At 72.2% G+C, this 18836-nt stretch carries 16 protein-coding genes; 8 read left to right on the forward strand and 8 right to left on the reverse strand.

All coding sequences use genetic code 11. The annotated features are described in order from the left end of the window. Positions 1-13: 13 nt before the first annotated feature. The 6 genes from HNR20_RS15100 to HNR20_RS15125 form a co-directional block, all read right to left on the reverse strand. Complete coding sequence (locus HNR20_RS15100) at positions 14-1276, reverse strand: adenylosuccinate synthetase (RefSeq protein ID WP_184180378.1); 1263 nt, start codon at positions 1274-1276, stop codon at positions 14-16. Further along, a complete protein-coding gene (locus tag HNR20_RS15105) occupies positions 1273-2232 on the reverse strand; it encodes a hypothetical protein (protein ID WP_184180380.1) in 960 nt (319 codons plus the stop codon). The genes HNR20_RS15100 and HNR20_RS15105 overlap by 4 nt, the downstream gene beginning before the upstream one ends. A gap of 9 nt (positions 2233-2241) precedes the next feature. Then, positions 2242-3216 (reverse strand): BUD32 family EKC/KEOPS complex subunit, encoded by a 975-nt coding sequence (locus HNR20_RS15110; RefSeq protein WP_184180382.1) that lies wholly within the window; start codon positions 3214-3216, stop codon positions 2242-2244. Further along, positions 3213-3968: an NUDIX hydrolase gene (locus HNR20_RS15115; protein WP_184180384.1), complete on the reverse strand. Its 756-nt coding sequence runs from the start codon at positions 3966-3968 to the stop codon at positions 3213-3215. The genes HNR20_RS15110 and HNR20_RS15115 overlap by 4 nt, the downstream gene beginning before the upstream one ends. A 73-nt stretch (positions 3969-4041) precedes the next feature. Then, entirely contained in the window at positions 4042-4881 is an 840-nt protein-coding gene (locus HNR20_RS15120) for a MaoC/PaaZ C-terminal domain-containing protein (protein ID WP_184188488.1), read from the reverse strand. Beyond that, positions 4881-6245, reverse strand: coding sequence for a 3-oxoacyl-ACP reductase (locus HNR20_RS15125; RefSeq protein WP_184180386.1), 1365 nt, complete (start codon positions 6243-6245; stop codon positions 4881-4883). Before HNR20_RS15125 ends, HNR20_RS15120 begins: the two co-directional genes overlap by 1 nt. Positions 6246-6298: 53 nt before the next feature. On the opposite strand from HNR20_RS15125, the gene HNR20_RS15130 reads away from it, so the two are divergent. The 4 genes from HNR20_RS15130 (at position 6299) to purB (ending at position 12640) form a co-directional block, all read left to right on the forward strand. Continuing rightward, the gene (locus HNR20_RS15130) at positions 6299-7591 is read left to right on the forward strand and encodes an acetyl-CoA C-acetyltransferase (protein WP_184180388.1); all 1293 of its coding nucleotides are present in this window, start codon (positions 6299-6301) and stop codon (positions 7589-7591) included. 158 nt (positions 7592-7749) lie between these two features. Continuing rightward, complete coding sequence (locus HNR20_RS15135; protein ID WP_184180390.1) at positions 7750-8787, forward strand: glycosyltransferase family 2 protein; 1038 nt, start codon at positions 7750-7752, stop codon at positions 8785-8787. Further along, complete coding sequence (locus HNR20_RS15140; RefSeq protein ID WP_184180392.1) at positions 8780-11155, forward strand: hypothetical protein; 2376 nt, start codon at positions 8780-8782, stop codon at positions 11153-11155. Before HNR20_RS15135 ends, HNR20_RS15140 begins: the two co-directional genes overlap by 8 nt. 60 nt (positions 11156-11215) lie before the next feature. Continuing rightward, positions 11216-12640, forward strand: coding sequence for an adenylosuccinate lyase (gene purB, locus HNR20_RS15145; protein ID WP_184180394.1), 1425 nt, complete (start codon positions 11216-11218; stop codon positions 12638-12640). A gap of 105 nt (positions 12641-12745) precedes the next feature. On the opposite strand, the gene HNR20_RS15150 is transcribed toward purB, so the two are convergent. Together HNR20_RS15150 and HNR20_RS15155 are read right to left on the reverse strand one after the other, a co-directional pair. Further along, a complete protein-coding gene (locus HNR20_RS15150; RefSeq protein WP_184180396.1) occupies positions 12746-13309 on the reverse strand; it encodes a YbjQ family protein in 564 nt (187 codons plus the stop codon). A 24-nt stretch (positions 13310-13333) separates the two neighbouring features. After that, entirely contained in the window at positions 13334-14017 is a 684-nt protein-coding gene (locus HNR20_RS15155; RefSeq protein ID WP_184180398.1) for a S1 family peptidase, read from the reverse strand. Between the two features lie 355 nt (positions 14018-14372). Between HNR20_RS15155 and purS the strand changes: the two genes are divergently transcribed. The 4 genes from purS to HNR20_RS15175 are packed head-to-tail and all read left to right on the forward strand — an operon-like array spanning position 14373 to position 18774. Continuing rightward, positions 14373-14636, forward strand: a complete 264-nt coding sequence (gene purS, locus HNR20_RS15160; RefSeq protein ID WP_184180400.1) for a phosphoribosylformylglycinamidine synthase subunit PurS — start codon at positions 14373-14375, stop codon at positions 14634-14636. Then, positions 14633-15316 (forward strand): phosphoribosylformylglycinamidine synthase subunit PurQ, encoded by a 684-nt coding sequence (gene purQ / locus HNR20_RS15165; protein ID WP_184180402.1) that lies wholly within the window; start codon positions 14633-14635, stop codon positions 15314-15316. Before purS ends, purQ begins: the two co-directional genes overlap by 4 nt. Before the next feature lie 22 nt (positions 15317-15338). Then, the gene (gene purL / locus HNR20_RS15170; RefSeq protein ID WP_184180404.1) at positions 15339-18014 is read left to right on the forward strand and encodes a phosphoribosylformylglycinamidine synthase subunit PurL; all 2676 of its coding nucleotides are present in this window, start codon (positions 15339-15341) and stop codon (positions 18012-18014) included. Between the two features lie 4 nt (positions 18015-18018). Continuing rightward, on the forward strand, positions 18019-18774 hold the full coding sequence (locus HNR20_RS15175; RefSeq protein ID WP_184188489.1) for a 2-phosphosulfolactate phosphatase: 756 nt from the start codon (positions 18019-18021) through the stop codon (positions 18772-18774). Positions 18775-18836 lie beyond the last annotated feature (62 nt).

Raw genomic sequence — 18836 nt, forward strand, 5'->3', positions numbered from 1 at the left:
CGGCCGGTGGGCGTCAGGCCAGGCGGGCCAGAGCCGGTGGGGCGAGCAGCGGGCCGAGCGGGGTCTTGTCGCTGGCGGTGGGGCCGTGCGAGGTCAGCACCACCGGCGCGCCCAACTCCGCGCGTACCGCCTCCGCCCAGTCGGATGGTGGGTCGTCGTACACCGGGCGGGAGCGCAGCAGGCGGGCGGTGAGCGCGGCCTGGCGGTCCAGGTCGCCGGGTGGGCCCGGGGTGAGCCGGTCGGTGGTGTCGTAGCGGCGGCAGATCCGCAGGCCGGGGCCGGCGAGGTCGAGGTGGGTCAGCGCGAGGCCGTCGACCCCGCCGGCCGCGGCGAGCGCGTACCGGTGGGCGACCGCGTCGAAGTGGCCGAACCGGAACAGGCCCTGCCACGGGTTCGTCGGGTTGTGCGGGTCGGCCAGCGGCAGGTTCACGTCCTCCGTCACCAGCGGGCCGGGCCCGTGCCGGGTGGTGACCAGCCGCAGCACCCCGATCCGGGTCGCGCCCCCGGGCTGACCCGCCTCGGCGAGCAGGCTGTCGGCGTTGGCGAACGTGGTGGTGCTCCACGTGGTGTACGGGTGGAAGCCGTGCCACTCGTCGAGCAGCACCCCCTGCGCGCCCTCGAAGACGCAGGTCCCGGCGCGTAACGCCCCGGCGAGCCACGTGTCGTCGACGATCGCGACCCGCCCGGCGAACCCGGTGAACGCGGGCAGGCAGTCCTCGACCGGCGGCGCGTCCAGTTGGCCGAGCTCGACGGTCAGCCGGTCCCGCAGGGCGGTCAGACGGCGACGTAGCAGTGCTGGGCTGCGGCAGTCGGCGACGCGGGGTGCTTCGTCGGGGTGGGCGAGACCGTACGCGACGGTCTCGCCCACCCCCAGCCCGCAGGAGCCGTGCCGGTCGGCTCCCCGGGCGATCTCCCGGGCCCGGTTGGCTGCCCGGTGGTACGGGGTGGCGAGGAGCGCTCGTCCGTCGACGGTCAGCCGGTCGAGCGCGTCGGGCACCCCGACCGTGGCGAGGTGGTCGGCCTCGGCGGCCAGCGCCAGCGGGTCCACCACCACGTGTCGCGAGAGGTGCGTACGGACCCCGGGATGGAACGAGCCGGCGCCGAACTGCGCGAACGTGTGGTGCCGACCATCGCGCAGCACGACGTTGTGCGCAGCCTGCGCGCCCCCGTTGAAGCGCACCACCGTGTGCACCGGGCGGGTGGCGCAGAGCCAGTCCACCACCGTGCCCTTGCCGGCGTCGCCGTAGCCGAGGTCGACCACCGCCACGTGCCTCACAGCCGGGTCACCTCACCGGCGGTGTCGCGGAAGGCCGGCAGCGTCGACACCTCGGCCCGTCGCCGCCGGTCGAGACGGGCCAGCGCCTTCGACACGGTGCCGGTGGCAGCAGAGCCGGCGCGGTCCAGGTCGCGGAGGCCCTCGTCCAGGTCGATGGCCTGCTCGCCGAGGCCGATGGTGAGCGCGATGGTCTCGCAGACCGCGTCGAGGTCGTCGAGCACGACGGCGTTCTGCCCGAGCAGGTCCCGCCAGAAGTCGAGCACCTTGGCGTTGCCGGCGTAGTGGCTGCCGGCGGGGAGCAGGTAGTAGGTGTCCCAGCAGCGGGTCACCTCGTCGACGACCTGCCGTAGCGGTACGTCCTCGGCCAGGTTGTCGCCGATCAGGCCGGCCACCTCCCGGGCCTTCGCGCGCGGGTACGCCAGTTCGTCGCCGATGACGAACAGGTAGCCGCGTCGACCGCGCTTCTCCCAGCTGTCGGTGCGGGTGTGCCGGGCCATGAAGTACATGGCCAGCTCGTACGACTCGGTCATCTGCCCGCCGCCACCGCCCTCCAGCACGATGCGGCCGAGGTCGTCGTCCATCCGGTTGTCCGACTCGAACTGGCCGACCTGCAACGGCACCCGGTCGCAGGTGGCGTCGCCGATCGCGCCGAACATGATCTGCGGGTCGGTGGCGTAGCCCTGCCGTTGCAGCAGCCCGAGCAGTTGCGGCAGCTTGGTCTGCAGGACGCGCGGCACGTTGCCCATCGAGCCGGTCACGTCGAAGAGCACCGCGACGGGCGTCGACTGCGGGTGCTCGTCGGAGTCGCGGCTCTCGCGCATCGCGTCGCGCGGGTCGAGCGCCGGGTGCACGGTGCGCGCACCGCTGTCGCTGTAGGAGAACGCGCTGCGGCCGGTGGAGCGGCGGTAGCGGTCGGCGGCGTCGTACACGTCGGTGGACCAGGTTCCACTGCCCATGACAGCTCCTTAGGGGGTGAGGGTGAAGGGTCGGAAGGCGCGTGGCCCGTAGAGCCGGTCCAGCACCTGGTCGAGTTCGCGGAGCAGGCGCCAGGCGTCGTCGGGCCGGGAGCCCAGGGACCGCTGTCGGCAGCCCTGCGCGAAGGTGTGCAGCTCGCGGGGTGCGCGCGGCCCCATCAGCCAGCTCATGCAGCGGCTTGCCATCGCGATGTCGGTGCCCGGCCCGCAGGGTTGCTTCCGGGGGACCTCCTCCGGATACCACCCCGCGTCGTGGCCGGGCACCAGCGCCGGGACCGTGCTTCCGATCGGGGCGGAGAAGCACCAGTCGACCAGCACCACGCCGTGGGCGTCCGGCTCGATGAGCACGTGTCGCGGCAGGACCGCACCGTGCACCACGCCCGCCCGGTGGGCCAGACCGAGCACCACCAGCAGCCGCCGCCACATCCAGGCCACGTCCCGGGCGTCCAACCCGTCGGGGTACGCGCGCCGCACCTCGTCGAGGTCGTGCAGGCCGGACGCGGTGGCGAGCACGTTGATCCGCCGATCGGCGCCGGTCGCGGTGTCGCGGTGCGGGAACTCGTCGACCAGCCGGGGCACGTACGGCAGGTAGCGGGGGTCGCCGCGCTCGGCGATGGTGCGCAGGGCGTGCGCCTCGCGGGCCATCAGGTCGTTGTCGGTGGGCCGTCGGGGGAGCTTGAGCAGCCGGTCGGCACCGACGTCGTAGAGGTCGGCGAGGTCGCCCGAGTGGGCCGGCGTGCCGAGGCGGTAGTCGCCGAGGACGGTGACCTGCCGGGCCTGCCACCGGGTGGTGACGTGGATGAACGCGTCGAGGGCTTCGGCGCGTACCGTCGGGTCGGCCGGCAGGCGGTCGGGGTGCAGGGCCGCGACCAGCTCGCGGTAGCGGCGGGCCGGCTGGTCCGTGCCGAACAGGTCCGCGTCGGTGCGGGCCGCCCTGACCAGGTCGATGGCCGCCGCTGTCCTCATCGCACCGTCTCCTCGCGGGCGGGGCGTAGCAGTGCCGGGTGCAGCAGCCGGGCGTCGCTGGCCCGGTAGAGCCGGGCGCGCGGGCCGCCCCGGGTGCCGCCGCGCTCGGTGCTGGTGCCCGTGCTCTCCACGAAGCCCGGCACGGAGAGCACCTTGCGGTGGAAGTTGCCGGCGTGCAGCGGGTGGCCCCAGACCGTCTCGTAGACGGCGCGCAGCTCGCTGATCGTGAACTCGGCGGCGAGGAAGCGCGTGGCGAGCGGGGTGTATTCCAGTTTCGACCGCGCCCTCTCCAGCCCGTCGTCGATGATCCGGCTGTGGTCGAAGGCGAGCTGCCGGCTGGTCAGGGCGGTCACTGGCAGCCAGATCGCCGCGTCGGCGTCGGTGCCGGCGGCCGGGTCCGGCAGGTCGGGGGCGAACGCGAGGTGGGCGACCGAGACGACGCGCATCCGCGGGTCGCGGTCGGGGGCGCCATAGCTGCCCAACTGCTCCAGGTGTACGCGGCGCAGCCTTTCGCCGCCGAGCCCGGTCTCCTCCGCCAGCTCCCGTCGGGCGCTGGCGGTCAGGTCCTCCTCTGGACGGACGAAACCGCCGGGCAGCGCCCAGTGGCCCTCGAAGGGCGGCTGACCGCGCTGGATGAGCAGGAGGTGCAGTGCGCCGTCGCGGATCGTCAGCGCCACCACGTCGACGGTCACGGCGACCGACGGGTAGGCCCCGGGGTCGTACGCGGCCAGGAACTCCTGCTCGTTCACCATGTCACTCTCATTCTGAGAACGTCTCGTTGTGAGAACAACTTAGCGCACAGGTGCGCACCTGCCAAGGGGCAACTCAGCGCACGACACCTGCCAGGTGCGGTCGACCACGCGAGTCGTGCAGGGCGAACCCGCCGTCGGGCAGAAGGGCGAAGCTCACCGTGCTCGGTAGCGGTACGGGCAGCTTGAAGGCGACCTCGACGGTGTAGGCGTCCGGCAGCCGGTTCTCCAGCGCGGCCAGGCAGCGAGCCTTGCTCCACATGCCGTGCGCGATCGGCCGGCGGAAGCCGAACAGCCGCGCCCCGAGCCGGGACGTGTGGATCGGGTTGTGGTCACCGGAGACCCGGGCGTACTGCGTGCCGACGTGGGGTTCCACCCGCCACCGTGCCGTCGCGGCCGGCGCCTCGGGGCGTCCACTCCGATCGCGCGGCTCACCGCCGCCGGGCATGCGCTCCCGACCGAGGTACGTCGAGACACCGCACCAGACCTCCTCCCCGTCGACCGAGCCGACGACCACCACGTCCACCTGCCGCCCCCGGTCGTGCGGGCGGAGGTTCTCCGCGTACGTGGTGAAGTCGAGGGCCTCGTCGGCGGTGATCGGTCGACGTACGGTGATCCGGTTGCCGACGTGCACCACACCGGTCAACGGGATCGGAAAGTCCGGCGCGGTCATCAGCCGCAGGGCCAGCGGGAAGCCCATGACGTGCGGGAACGTCGCGGGCAACCGGTCGGTGAGCCGGAAGCCGCAGACCCGGTCGTAGTCCGCCAACCGTGCCCGGTCGACGGTCACCCCACGCGCGGCCAACTCCACCGCCGGCAGGCCGGGCCCGCGCCGCCGGCCACCGAGGCCCGGCAGCGCACCGAGCAACGCCCGCCGGTAGAGCGCCCCGGCCGATGGCTCCTTCGGCGCGACCATCACGCCCCCAGCAGACTCTGGCCGCAGACCCGGATCACGTTTCCGCTGACCGCGCCGCTGGCCGGCCAGGCCAACCAACCGATCGTCTCGGCCACGTCCACCGGCAACCCGCCCTGGGCCAGGCTGTTCATCCGCCGTCCCGCCTCGCGGACCACCAGCGGGATGCGCGCGGTCAGCCGCGTCTCGATGAAGCCGGGGGCCACCGCGTTGACGCTGATCCCCCGCCCGTGCAGGGCCGGGGCGAGCGAGTCGACCAACCCGATCACGCCGGCCTTGCTGGTGGCGTAGTTGGTCTGCCCCCGGTTGCCGGCGATCCCGGCGATCGAGGAGACGGAGACGATCCGCCCGCCGGTGGGGATCAGCTCCCGCTCCAGCAGCACGTCGTTGATGCGCTCCTGGCTGGAGAGGTTGACATCGATCACCTGGTCCCACCGGTCGGCGTCCATCCGGCCGAGCGTCTTGTCCCGGGTGATGCCGGCGTTGTGCACCACCACGTCGACCCGGCCGTGCCGGCCGGCCAGGTGGTCGGCCAGTCGGGTCGGCGCGTCCGGCGCGGTCAGGTCGAGCTGAACGGCCGTGCCGCCGATGTCGTTCGCCACCGCCGCGAGCGCGTCCCCGGCGGCGGGAATGTCCAGCGCCACGACCTGTGCGCCGTCACGGGCGAGCACCTTCGCCAACGCAGCACCGATGCCCCGGGCGGCGCCGGTCACCAGCACGACCTGCCCCTCCAGCGGGCGGTCCCAGTCGGCCGGGGCACTCGCCGCGCCTGCGCCGACCCGGATGACCTGCCCCGAGACGTATGCGGAGCGTCCGGACAGGAGGAACCGGAGGGTCGACTCGAGGCTCGTGAGGACGCCGCTCTCGGCGCGGGTCACGTAGACGAGTTGCGCGGTGGTGCCCCGGCCGAACTCCTTGCCGATGCTGCGGACCAGCCCTTCCAGGGCACGCTGGGCGATCGCCTCGCGGGGCGACGCGCACTCCTGCGGTGGAGTGCCGAGCACGATCACCCGCCCGCTGGGCAGCACCGACCGGGCCTGCGGGTGGAAGAAGTCGTAGAGCTGACGCAGGTCGGTCGAGTCGCTGATCCCGGTGGCGTCGAAGAGCAGTGCGCCGTACCGCTGGGGGGTGCCGGCGGCGGCGGTGTTGGCGGCCGGGTCAGCCAACTCGATCCCGGCGTTGGTCAGGATCTTGCTGATCGGCTCGGCGAGCCGACCACCGGTGGCCGCGCCGAGCAGGGCCGGCCCGGGCAGCAACGGGTCGCCGGGGTGGTGCCGGCGCAGTCGGGGCGGGTCGGGCAGCCCGAGGCGCTTGACCAGCGCGCGGCCGGCGGCCGATTGGACGAAGCTCGCGTACCTGTCGGTCATGGGCGTAGCCTACTGGCGAGTAGGGTCCGAGCAACACATCGAGGAGGCGGATCGTGCAGAGCATCCGGCGGGTCGCGGTCATCGGGGGCAACCGCATCCCCTTCGCACGTTCCAACTCCCGCTACGCGGACGCGTCCAACGCGGACCTGCTCGGTGCCGCACTGGACGGCCTGATCGCCCGGTACGGGCTGGCCGGGCAACGGGTCGGTGAGGTCGTGACCGGGGCGGTGCTCAAGCACTCCCGCGACTTCAACCTCACCCGCGAGGTGGTCCTCGGCTCCCGGCTCGACCCGCACACCCCGGCGTACGACATCCAGCAGGCCTGCGGCACCGGCCTGGAGGCGGCGATCCTGGTCGCCAACAAGATCGCCCTCGGTCAGCTCGACGTGGGCATCGCCGGCGGTGTCGACACCACCTCCGACGCGCCGCTCGCGGTCAACGAGGAGATGCGGCGCACGCTGCTCAAGCTCAACTCCGCCCGCACGCTGGGCGAACGGCTCAAGGTCGCGGCGAAACTGCGCCCGCTCCAGCCGTTCAAGCCGGAGATCCCGCGCAACGCCGAACCGCGTACCGGCCTGTCCATGGGTGACCATGCCGCCCGGACCGCGCTGCACTGGCAGATCGACCGGCGCTCCCAGGACGAGCTGGCGCTGCGCTCCCACCAGCGGCTGGCCGCCGCGTACGAGCGGAACTTCTTCGACGACCTGATGACGCCGTACCTGGGGCTGACCCGCGACGCGAACCTCCGCCCCGACACCAGCCTGGAGAAGCTCGGCTCGCTCAAGCCGGTCTTCGGCACCCGCGGCTCGGACGCCGAGCGCGCCACGATGACCGCCGGCAACTCGTCGCCGCTCACCGACGGCGCGTCCACCGTGCTGCTGGCCAGCGAGGAGTGGGCGGCCGCGCACAACCTGCCGGTCCTCGCCTGGTTCAGCTGGTCGGAGACGGCGGCGGTGGACTTCGTGCACGGCGACGAAGGGCTGTTGATGGCCCCCGCGTACGCGGTGCCACGGATGCTGGCCCGGGCCGGGCTGACGCTGCAGGACTTCGACTACTACGAGATCCACGAGGCATTCGCGTCGCAGGTGCTGGCCACCCTCGCCGCCTGGGAGTCGCCGGAGTTCTGCAAGGACCGCCTCGGCCTGGACGCGCCGCTGGGCGCGATCGACTCCGACCGGCTCAACGTGAACGGCTCCTCGCTGGCCGCCGGTCACCCGTTCGCCGCCACCGGCGGACGGATCGTGGCGACCCTGGCCAAGCTGCTGGCCGAGCGGGGCAGCGGGCGCGGGCTGATCTCGATCTGTGCGGCCGGTGGCCAGGGTGTGACGGCCATCCTGGAACGCTGACCGACGGATCGTCCCTTACCGGGGTGCCCGCCAGCAGGCGTTAACGGCCTGTTCAGGAGCCGGCCCGCTGGTGGAGGGTTTACCACGCGATGGTGATCGGTGCCGCGCCCTGGGCGCGGAATCGATCGCTCCTGCGTGCGGAACGGGGCCGTAACACCATGGAGTCCGTCGTTCCACGGACGACCACCCTCTCGGTGGTCATCCCCATGTTCAACGAGACCGCGGTCATCCCGGCTCTGGTCGCCCGGCTGCGGCCGGTGCTGGACGCCCTTGGCGTCGACTACGAGGTGGTCGCCGTCGACGACGGCAGCCGGGACGACACCGTGTCGGTGCTCTTCAACCACGGTCGGGACTGGCCACAGCTGCGGGTGCTCCGGCTGCGGCGCAACAGCGGCCACCAGGCGGCGCTGACCGCTGGCCTGCACCGAGCCGTCGGCCAGTGGGTGGTCAGCCTCGACGCCGACCTCCAGGATCCGCCGGAGACCATCGCCGAGATGCTCCGGGTGGCCCGGGCGGACGGTGTGGACGTCGTCTACGGCGTCCGCGCCGACCGCAGCACCGACACGATCTTCAAGCGCAACACCGCCCGGGGCTACTACTGGGTGATGCGCCGGCTCGTCGGCGCAGAGCTGCCCGCCCAGGCCGGCGACTTCCGGTTGCTCAGTCGGGACGTGATCGAGGTGCTGCGCCAGCTGCCCGAACGCGCCCCGGTCTACCGGCTGCTGGTGCCGTCCCTCGGCTTCCCCAGCGCTGAGGTGCGTTACGACCGCGCGGCACGGGCCGCCGGGGAGACGAAGTATCCGCTGCGCCGGATGGTGGCCCTGGCCTGGGAGAGCACGGCCAACTTCTCGGCCGCGCCACTGCGACTCGCCACCTGGCTGGGGATGTCGAGCTTCCTGCTCTGTCTCGCGCTGATCGTGTTCGGCATGGTCGCCCACGTCTCCGGCACCACGATCCCCGGCTGGACCTCGATGTTCGTCGCGGTGCTGCTGCTCAGTGGGGTGCAGTTGGTCTGCCTCGGCCTGCTGGGCGAATACGTCGGCCGGATCTACGCCACGGTGCAGAACCGGCCGGCCTTCCACGTCGGGTTCGACTCTCTCGACGAGCTGCCGGCCGCCGAGACGGTCGCGCGGGGCCGGTTCGAGGATGCCGCGCGTACGCCGAATCTCGGCCCGGCGGTCAGCGCCCGTGGCTGACACCCTGCTGGCCGAACGGATCGACGCCCCGGCACCGGTGTCACGTCGGAACGCTCTCCTGCCGGTGCTCACCACGCTCCCGTGGGCGCTCGTCATCGCCGCCCTGCTCCTGGTCTGGTCGCGCGGCGACGTGCCGGCCCCCGACCTCGCCCGGTTCTCCGCGTACTGGGTGTTCGCGCTGGTGCTCCCCGGGACCCTGGCGCACCGGGCACTGCGTGGCAGCCGGGGCAACCTTCCGGAGGACCTCGCCTACGGTGCGGCCACCGGCCTGTTGCTCGAGATCGTCGCCTGGGCGTTGGCCGCGGCGACCGGCCAGCAGTCCCTGCTGCGCTGGTGGCCGCTGCCCGTGATCCTCGCCTTCGCCGCCGTCCCCGGGCTACGCCGGCACTGGCGGGTCGGCGAGCGCCGACCGCTGCCGGTCGTGTGGCACTGGGCGATGGGCGCGGCGCTGCTGGTCGTGGTGGCCTGGGGGTACATCCAGTGGCGGATGGTGCCGCTGCCTCCGGTGTACGGCGGCTACTACCAGGACCTGCTCTACCACCTGGGGCTGGTACAGGAGCTGACCCGGGCGATGCCGTTCGAGTTGCCGCACGTCGCGGGGGAGGGGCTGCGCTACCACTACCTCTCCGACGCGCACATCGCCAGCGCCAGCATGATCACCGACATCGCGCCGACAACGGTGCTGCTGCGCCTCTGGCTGGTGCCGGTGATCGGTACGGCGGTGGTGCTCGCTGCCGGGCTCGCCCGCGACCTGAGTGGTGCCGTCTGGGCCGGTCCGGTGGTCGCCGTCGCCGGCTTCGTCGGGACGACGGTCACGCTCGGTTCGGCAGTCGGCGCGTCCGGTGAGATGCCGCTGTCGTACGCCAGCCCGTCCCAGACGTACGTGCTGGTGCCGTTGCTGCTGCTCGTCGGCCTCTGTGTCGACGTGGCGCGAGGGCGGTCCCTCGGCCTGGCCTGGGCGCTGGTGCCGGTGCTCGGCCTGGTCTGCGCGGGGGCGAAGTCCAGTGCGTTGCCACCGCTGATCGCCGGCCTGGGTCTCACCGCGGCCGTGTTCTGGTGGCGGGAGCGGCGGGTGCCGCGGCCTGCCCTGGTGGCGCTGGCCTGTCTCGTGGCGGCGATGGCGCTCGGCTTCCGGCTGTTCGCCGGTGGCGGTGCCTCCACGCTGCGCGTGCAGGCGTTGGCGTTGTTGCACTTCATCGGCCCGTACTCCGAAACGCTCGGTGGGGGCGACGGAATCTGGCCAGATGCTCCGCTGCCGCCGGGCATCAACGACGGCGGTGCCCTCGGGTGGCTGCTGGCGTTCTCCGTGGTCGCCTGGTGGGTGCTGGGTCAGGCGCCACGGTGGGTGGGCATGACCCTTCTCGTCGAACGGGAGCACCGAGCGGATGCGGCCGTCTGGCTGCTTGCCGGCACGGTGCTTGCCGGTGCGGCCACCACCTGGGTGTTCCAGCACCCGTCGATCAGCCAGATCTACTTCTGGATGGGTGTCATCCCGGTCGGCGCCGTGTTGACCGCCTGGTCGCTCGCCGTGGCCCGGGCACCCTGGCCGGTGCTGGTGGTCCCCGCCGTAGCCGGCGCGTTGGCGGCGCTGGCCACAGCCGGCACGGTGGCGGGTCTCGCCCTGCCGAAGATCGCCCGACCCGGCACCCCGTACACCTCGACCATCGAGGGGTGGCTGCGGGTGCTGGGTGTCTCGGCGGTCCGGTACGTGCTGTTCGTGATCGTGGCCGCCGCGCTCGCCGTCGGGGTGGCCGCCCGGTGGCGGCGGCGCGTCCCGTCACCGGGTGGCCGTCGGCGGGCGGTGACGATCGCGGTGGCCGGGGTCACCGCCGCGATGCTCGGTGCCAGCGGCGCCGTCGCCGTGGGCGGGATCGTGCGCTCGGTCCTGACCGAGCCGGTGCCGGCGACCGGGCCGCAGCCGTACGCGCTGACCGCCGACGAGATGCGCGCGGCGTTGTGGCTGGACGAGCACGCCGCCGACGACGACGTGGTCGCCACCAACGTGCACTGTCGGCCGGTGCAGACCACCCAACACTGCGATGCCCGGGCGTTCTGGGTGACCGGTCTGGGCGGCCACCGGACGGTGGTGGAGAGCTGGGGTTACACCGACGCGGTCGTGGCCGCGCACGGCGTCGACAACCTGGGGTACGCCCGACAGAACTTCCCCGATCGGGAACTGCTCGCGTTCAACGACCGGGTGTTCACCGCCCCGACCATCGCCGACCTGGATCGGCTCCGGGTGCAGCACGGGGTCCGGTGGCTGTTCGCCGACGCCAGGGCGGGCGCGGTGTCGCCGGAGCTGGCCCGGCTGGCCCAGGTTCGGCTGGTCGCCGGCTCGGTCACCGTCTACGAGGTCAGCCGCCCCTGACGACCTCGGCAACCTGGCCCGGCTCAGCCGAAGGCCTGCGGGTGCGGGACAATGAGGTACGTGACGACGATCCCCAACGTGCTGGCCAACCGGTACGCCTCGCCCGAATTGGTCGCCCTCTGGTCTCCGGAGGAGAAGGTCCGGATGGAGCGGCGGCTCTGGCTCGCCGTGCTCCGCGCTCAGCGCGACCTGGGCGTGCCGGTGCCGGACGGCGTGGTCGAGGCGTACGAGCGGGTGCTCGACCAGGTCGACCTCGCCTCGATCGCGGAGCGGGAGCGGGTTACCCGGCATGACGTGAAGGCCCGGATCGAGGAGTTCAGCGCGCTCGCCGGGCACGAGCACGTGCACAAGGGGATGACCTCGCGGGACCTCACCGAGAACGTCGAGCAGCTCCAGGTGCGCGCGTCGCTGGAGCTGATCCGGGACCGGGTGGTGGCCACCCTCGCCCGCTTGGCCTGGCTGGCCCACGAGCACTCCGAGCTGGTCATGACCGGCCGTTCGCACAACGTGGCGGCGCAGGCCACCACGCTCGGCAAGCGCTTCGCGTCGGCGGCGGAGGAGCTGCTGATCGCGTACGAGCGGCTGGAGGAGTTGATCGCCCGCTACCCGCTGCGTGGGATCAAGGGGCCGGTCGGCACGGCCGCCGACCAGTTGGACCTCTTCGACGGCGACGCCGACAAGGTGGCCGAGTTGGAGCGGCGGGTCGCCGAGCACCTGGGCTTCTCCCGCGTGCTCGACAGCGTCGGGCAGGTCTACCCGCGCTCGCTGGACTTCGACGTGCTGGCCGCCCTGGCCCAGACCGCTGCCGCGCCGTCGTCGCTGGCCACCACGATCCGGCTGATGGTCGGCCAGGAGCTGGCGACCGAGGGCTTCAAGCCGGGTCAGGTCGGCTCCAGCGCGATGCCGCACAAGATGAACACCCGCTCGTCGGAGCGGGTGAACGGTTTCGCGGTGATCATCCGGGGTTACCTGTCGATGGTCGGCGAGCTGGCCGGTGACCAGTGGAACGAGGGAGACGTGTCCTGCTCGGTGGTCCGCCGGGTGGCCCTGCCGGACGCGTTCTTCGCCGCGGACGGACTGTTCCAGACGTTCCTCACCGTGCTCGACGAGTTCGGCGCGTACCCGGCGGTGATCAACCGGGAGCTGGAGCGGTTCCTGCCCTTCCTGGCCACCACGAAGATCCTGGTGGCGGCGGTCCGGCGTGGTGTCGGCCGCGAGGTCGCCCACGAGGTGATCAAGGAGCACGCGGTCGCGGTGGCCCTGGCGATGCGCGAGAAGGGCTCGCCGGAGAACGACCTGTTCGACCGGTTGGCGGCGGACGGCCGACTCGGCCTCTCCCGCGCCGACATCGACACCCTGGTCGCCGACCGCACGGCCTTCGTCGGCGCCGCTCCCGCCCAGGTGGCCGCGATAACCCGCCGAATCACCAAGGTGGTCGAAACCCACCCCAACGCCGCCACCTACTCCCCACCCCCCATCCTCTAACCCCACCCCACCCCGTTGCCCCCCTGTTGATCATGAAGTTATTGCCACGACACGCCGGCGCGTCGGGCAATAACTTCATGATCAACAGGGTGGGGCCGCGTGGGGTTAGTCGCCGGTTGGGGTTTCTGCGGCGGTTCTGAGGTTGGGGGCGCTGGCCGGTTCGGCGATGCCGCCGGGCGATTCCGTGAAGCCCGCGACCTCCGCTGTCTCCGCGGCGACCGCCGGCTGGTCGGCCGGCATGACTTCGGGCATCTTGGGTACGGCGACCACTGCCGTCCCGTACGCGCAGATCTCCATCCACATCTCGCCGCAGTCCCGACTGTCGAACCGCATGCCGATCACCGCGTTCGCACCGATCCGCAGGGCCTCCTCGCCGAGCCGGGACACCGAGTCGGTGCGCCACCGGGTCAGGTTGTCCGGGGCCATCGGGTCGTACGCGCCACCGCGCAGGTTCTTGACTCCCTCGCGGTACGGGTTGCGCGTCCTGGCCATCGATGACACCACCTCACCGAGAATCTGGCGGATCTCATAGCCGGGCAGTTGCTCTGTCGTCACGACCAGCACGGTTCCGATGCTGTCAGGAGTGGCGCGACCCGATCGGGTGCATTGTTCACCTGATCGGATGCTGCAAAACGACGCGGCGCGGACGGCCGGCACGCAGCCGACCATCCGCGCCGCCTGGGGCGCTAACCGTCAGACACCGGCCACCGAGGTGATCCAGGCCCGGTTGTACGCAACGCTGCCGTAGTTCTGGATGCTCGACCCGTCGGCGGTGGAAGCGACGCCGACCTGCTGGCCGTTGTAGAACTGGGGGCCGCCGGAGTCACCGCGCCAGGCGTTGCCGTTGATCCGGGTGCTGCGGATCGCCTGGCCGCCGTACGCGTCGGTGACGCTGTTGCTGGTGACCCGCACGGTGGCGGTCTTCAGCTGGCTGGACGCGGAGCAGCCGCTGTAGCAGGTCATGCCCCAGCCGTAGATCGAGTTCGTCGAGTTGATCGGCGGGTTGCTGTTGGCCAGGGTCACCGTCGAGGTGCTGACGGCGCTGGAGAGCCGCATGAGGGCGAGGTCGCTGCGGGTGTAGGTGGCGCTGACCGTGCGGGTGACCCCGCCCGAGGCGCGGTAGACGCTGCCGACCCGGACCGACATGGTGCCGCTGATGCAGTGCCGGGCGGTGAGGACCCACTGCGAGGCGATGACGCTGCCGGAGCAGGTGAACGAGCCGTTGCTCATTACCGCTGCGGCCCAGGGCGCGGACGAGACGGTGCCGCCGCCGATGATCGGTTGCGGGCCGGCCGGGGCGGCGGACGCGCCGGACGCGGCGCCGAGGGCGCCGACCAACGCGGTGCTGAGTACGACGAGCAGAGGGCGGATGCGCATCGGGTGGACTCCTTGGACAGGGCGGACCCGGGGTCGCCGGGTGCGGGAGGGCGGCAGCGGGGGTTCCCGCCAACGCTCGAATCGACTTACGTCGATGTACGATAGGGCCCGAGGTCATCGTTATCAAGATGCAAATCGAGGTCGCCCAATGTAACGATTCGGCCACCCGGTGCGCCGTGTATGTCCTGCTGAGGCCACCTGTCGCGCCTGTTGGGTCACCCTGAGCGTCAGCAATGTCGATCACTGCCTGAACTGCACCCGGCCGGTGCGTCCGCGGCGATATCTGCCAGGTACGCTGGCTGCGCTCGCCCGTTGTGGGTCGGCACCCAACTGCGTACACAGTCAGGAGTGCCCAGTGCCTCGCGTCGTCGTCGACGTCATGCTCAAGCCCGAGATCCTCGATCCGCAGGGCCAGGCCGTCGCAAACGCGCTGCCCCGGCTCGGCGTCGGTGACGTCGCCTCGGTTCGGATCGGCAGGCGGATCGAGATCGAGTTCACCGGTGAACCGGACCTGGACCGCGCTCGGGAAATTGCCGACAAGCTGCTCGCCAACCCGGTCATCGAGGACTTCACCATCCGCCTGGTCGAGGCCGACGAGACCGCGGACGCCCGCTCGTGACCGCCCGGGTCGGTGTGGTCACCTTCCCTGGCTCGCTCGACGACGGGGACGCGGCCCGGGCCGTCCGGATCGCCGGCGCTGAGCCGGTCCGGCTCTGGCACGGTGACCCGGATCTGCACGGGGTGGACGCGGTCGTGCTGCCCGGCGGTTTCTCCTACGGTGACTACCTGCGTTGCGGCGCCATCGCCCGGTTCGCCCCGGTGATGGAGACGATCGTGGACGCCGCCCAGGGTGGCCTGCCGGTGCTCGGCATCTGCAACGGCTTCCAGATCCTGTGCGAGGCGCACCTGCTGCCCGGGGCGCTCACCCGTAACCAGCACCTGCACTTCCGCAACCGGGACCAGGTGCTGCGCATCGAGTCGGCCGGCACGGCGTGGACCAACGCGTTCCAGCCCGGCCAGGAGGTGCTCATCCCGGTCAAGAACGGCGAGGGCTGCTACGTCGCGGACACCGCGACGCTGGACCAGCTCGAAGCCGAGGGGCGGGTGGTTGCCCGCTATGTCGGCGGCAACCCCAACGGATCGCAGCGCGACATCGCCGCGATCACCAACGCCGCGGGCAACGTGGTCGGCATCATGCCGCACCCGGAGCACGCGGTGGAGGAGCTCACCGGCCCGTCGTTGGACGGCTTGGGGTTCTTCACGTCGGTCCTCAAGCACCTGGTGGGGGCGCCAGCGTGAGCGCCAGCAGCGAGGAGAGGTCATGACCACCCATCCGGACCCGGTACGCGACACGCCGGAGGCGTACTCCGCCCCGGCGCAGCCGGCCGAGCCGAGCCCGGCGCAGCCCGTCGCACCGGCGACCGCTCCCGTCCAGCCGGCCGCCGCCGTCTGGACCGAGGGCGTGGACACCGTGCCGCGCGCCGGCGGCACCCCGGGCGAGCTCCAGCCGTACACCGAGCTGGGTCTGCGCGACGACGAGTACGACCGGATCCGGCAGATCCTCGGCCGCCGGCCCACGCAGTCCGAGCTCGCGATGTACTCGATCATGTGGAGCGAGCACTGCTCCTACAAGTCGAGCAAGGTGCACCTGCGCCAGTTCGGTGAGAAGGCCCCGCACAGCGACCGGCTGCTCGCCGGCATCGGCGAGAACGCCGGTGTCGTGCAGATCTCCGACGAGTTGGCGGTGACCTTCAAGGTCGAGTCGCACAACCACCCGAGCTTCGTCGAGCCGTACCAGGGTGCGGCGACCGGCGTCGGCGGCATCGTCCGGGACATTCTCGCCATGGGCGCCCGCCCGGTCGCGGTGATGGACCCGCTGCGTTTCGGTGCCGCGGACCACCCGGACACCGCCCGGGTTCTCACCGGCGTGGTCGCTGGCGTCGGTGGCTACGGCAACTGCCTCGGTCTGCCCAACATCGGTGGTGAGCTGGTCTTCGACCCCTCCTACCAGGGCAACCCGCTGCTCAACGCGCTCTGCCTGGGCGTGCTGCCGGTCACCCGGTTGCAGAACAAGGCCGCCGCCGGCCCGGGCAACGTTGTCGTGCTGATGGGCGCCAAGACCGGCCGGGACGGCATCGGCGGCGTCTCGGTGCTGGCCAGCGCCACCTTCGACGAGGGCAGCGAGGCACGTCGCCCCGCCGTGCAGGTCGGTGACCCGTTCATCGAGAAGCTGCTGATCGAGGCCTGCCTCGAGCTGTACGACGGCCAGCTGGTGGTCGGCATCCAGGACCTCGGCGGTGCCGGGCTGACCTGCGCGCTCACCGAGACCGCCGCCGCGGCCGGGACCGGCATGCGGGTCTGGCTGGAGCGGGTGCCGCTGCGTGAGCCTTCGATGGACCCGCACGAGATCCTGGCCAGCGAGTCGCAGGAGCGGATGCTGCTGGTCGTCGAGCCGGAGAAGCTCGAGGCGGTGCTCAAGACCTGCGAGAAGTGGGGCGTGCTGGCCACCGCGATCGGTGAGGTCACCGCACCGGAGCCGGACGGCACCCCGGGTCGACTGCTGATCACCTGGCAGGATCACCTGGTCGTCGACGTGCCGCCGGGTTCGCTGGTCGACGACGGCCCGGTCTACGCCCGGCCGATGCGTGAGCCGGCCGACCTGATCCTGCTCCAGGCCGACCGTGCCGAGACGCTGCCCCGTCCGGCCGACCCGGAGGCGCTGCGGGAGACCGTGCTGCGCATGATCGCGTCGCCGAACCTGGCCGACAAGACCTGGGTCACCGAGCAGTACGACCGCTATGTGCTGGGCAACACCGTGCTCGCGCAGCCGGAGGACGGCGGCGTGATCCGGATCGACGAGCGGACCGGGCTCGGCGTGGCGCTGTCGGTCGACGGCAACGGTCGGTACGCCCGACTCGACCCGTACAACGGCACCAAGCTGGCCCTGGCTGAGGCGTACCGGAACGTGGCGGTGACCGGCGCGAAGCCGATCGCCGTGACCAACTGCCTCAACTTCGGCTCGCCGGAGGACCCGGCCGTGATGTGGCAGTTCGCCGAGGCCGTGCGCGGCCTGGCGGACGGCTGCCTGGAGCTGGGCATCCCGGTGACCGGCGGCAACGTCAGCTTCTACAACCAGACCGGCGCGGCGGCCATCCACCCGACCCCGGTGGTCGGTGTGCTGGGCGTGCTGGACAACGTCGCCGACCGGGTGCCGATGGGCTTCGTCCCGCGCGCCGGTGGCGACCACGACCAGCTCTACCTGCTCGGCGAGACGAACGTGGAGCTGTCCGGCTCGGAGTGGGCCTGGGTGACGCACGAGCACCTCGGCGGTATCCCGCCGCAGGTCGACCTCGCGCGGGAGAAGACGCTCGCCGACCTGCTGTCCGAGGCGGCCCGCGTCGGTCACCTCAGCTCGGCACACGACCTCTCCGACGGCGGCCTCGCACAGAGTCTCGTGGAGTCCTGCCTGCGTCGCGGCGTCGGTGCCCGGGTCGCGGTGCCGGAGCAGTTCGCCGAGGGCTCGATGCCGTTCGTCTACCTGTTCAGCGAGTCCGCCACGCGGGCGCTGGTGTCGGTGCCCCGGGGCCACGACAAGGCGTTCGCGGCGCTCTGCGCCGAGCGGGGGGTGCCGTTCGAGCTGATCGGCGTCACCGACCCGTCCGGCGGCGCACTCGAGGTGCACGGTCAGTTCCGGATCGGTCTGGACGAGCTGCGCGCCGCGCACACCGAGACGCTGCCTCGCCTCTTCGGGGGTTCGGCGGCCGTCGAGGTGCCCGCGCCGGCCGCTGGCGTGGCGGGTGCGGTCGAGGCCGTCCCGCTGCCGGTCGCACAGGCCGAGCCCGTTGACGTGGCGGCGGTGGCTTCCGAGCCGATCGCCTCGGCCGGTCCGGTCCCGCAGACCGGTGCGGTCGAGCCGGTCGAGTCGCACCAGCCCACCACCGCCGACCAGGGCGGGTCTGACCCCGGTGCCACCGAGCCGTCGCCTGACGAGCGCTGAGGCGTTGGCGGCCGCCGTCTACGGCCAACCCGGTTCCGGTGCCCGGTTCGACTGGGGGCTGACCGGGGCAGCCGAGCTCGGTCGGGTCTGCGCGGCGCTGGTGGTGGTGGACGTGCTGTCGTTCACCACCGCCGTGGAGGTGGCGGTCGCCCGTGGCATGCGGGTGCATCCGTTCCCCTGGGGTGAGCAGGCCGCCGACTATGCGCTGCGGGTCGGCGCGGTCGCCGCGGTCGGTCGTCGGCGGACGACCGCGGAGCATCCGTGGTCACTCTCACCCGCCGCACTGAGCACCGCACCGGTGGTGGCGGACCTTGTGCTGCCCTCGCCGAACGGCTCCGCCATCAGCGCCGCCGCGAGCGCCACCGGCCTGCCGGTGGTCGCGGCGTGCCTGCGTAACGCCCGCGCCGTCGGGCGTTGGCTGCGCCGCCAGGGGTACGGCACCGTGGACGCTCCGATCGGTGTGATCGCCTCGGGGGAGCGCTGGCCGGACGGGTCGCTGCGTCCATCGGTGGAGGACCAGCTCGGTGCCGCCTCGGTGCTGGACGCTCTCTCCGGCGTGCCGGGCGGGCTGTCCGTGGAGGCGGCCATGGCGCTTGCCGCGTTGGCGAGCACTCCGGATGTGCCCGCCGCGGTGCGCGGCAGCGTTTCCGGGAGGGAGTTGACCGAGGGCGGTTTCGTCGAGGACGTGGACGTCGCGGTCCGGATCGGCGTGTCGGACGTCGTGCCGGTGCTCCACCAGGGTGTCTTCTCCGCCGCCTGAGCAACGCGGGCGCCGGCCAGCCCTTGCACGTCTGCCCGCCTCGACCTCACGAGTGCGACCAG

The sequence above is a fragment of the Micromonospora parathelypteridis genome, assembly GCF_014201145.1.
Lineage (GTDB): Bacteria > Actinomycetota > Actinomycetes > Mycobacteriales > Micromonosporaceae > Micromonospora > Micromonospora parathelypteridis.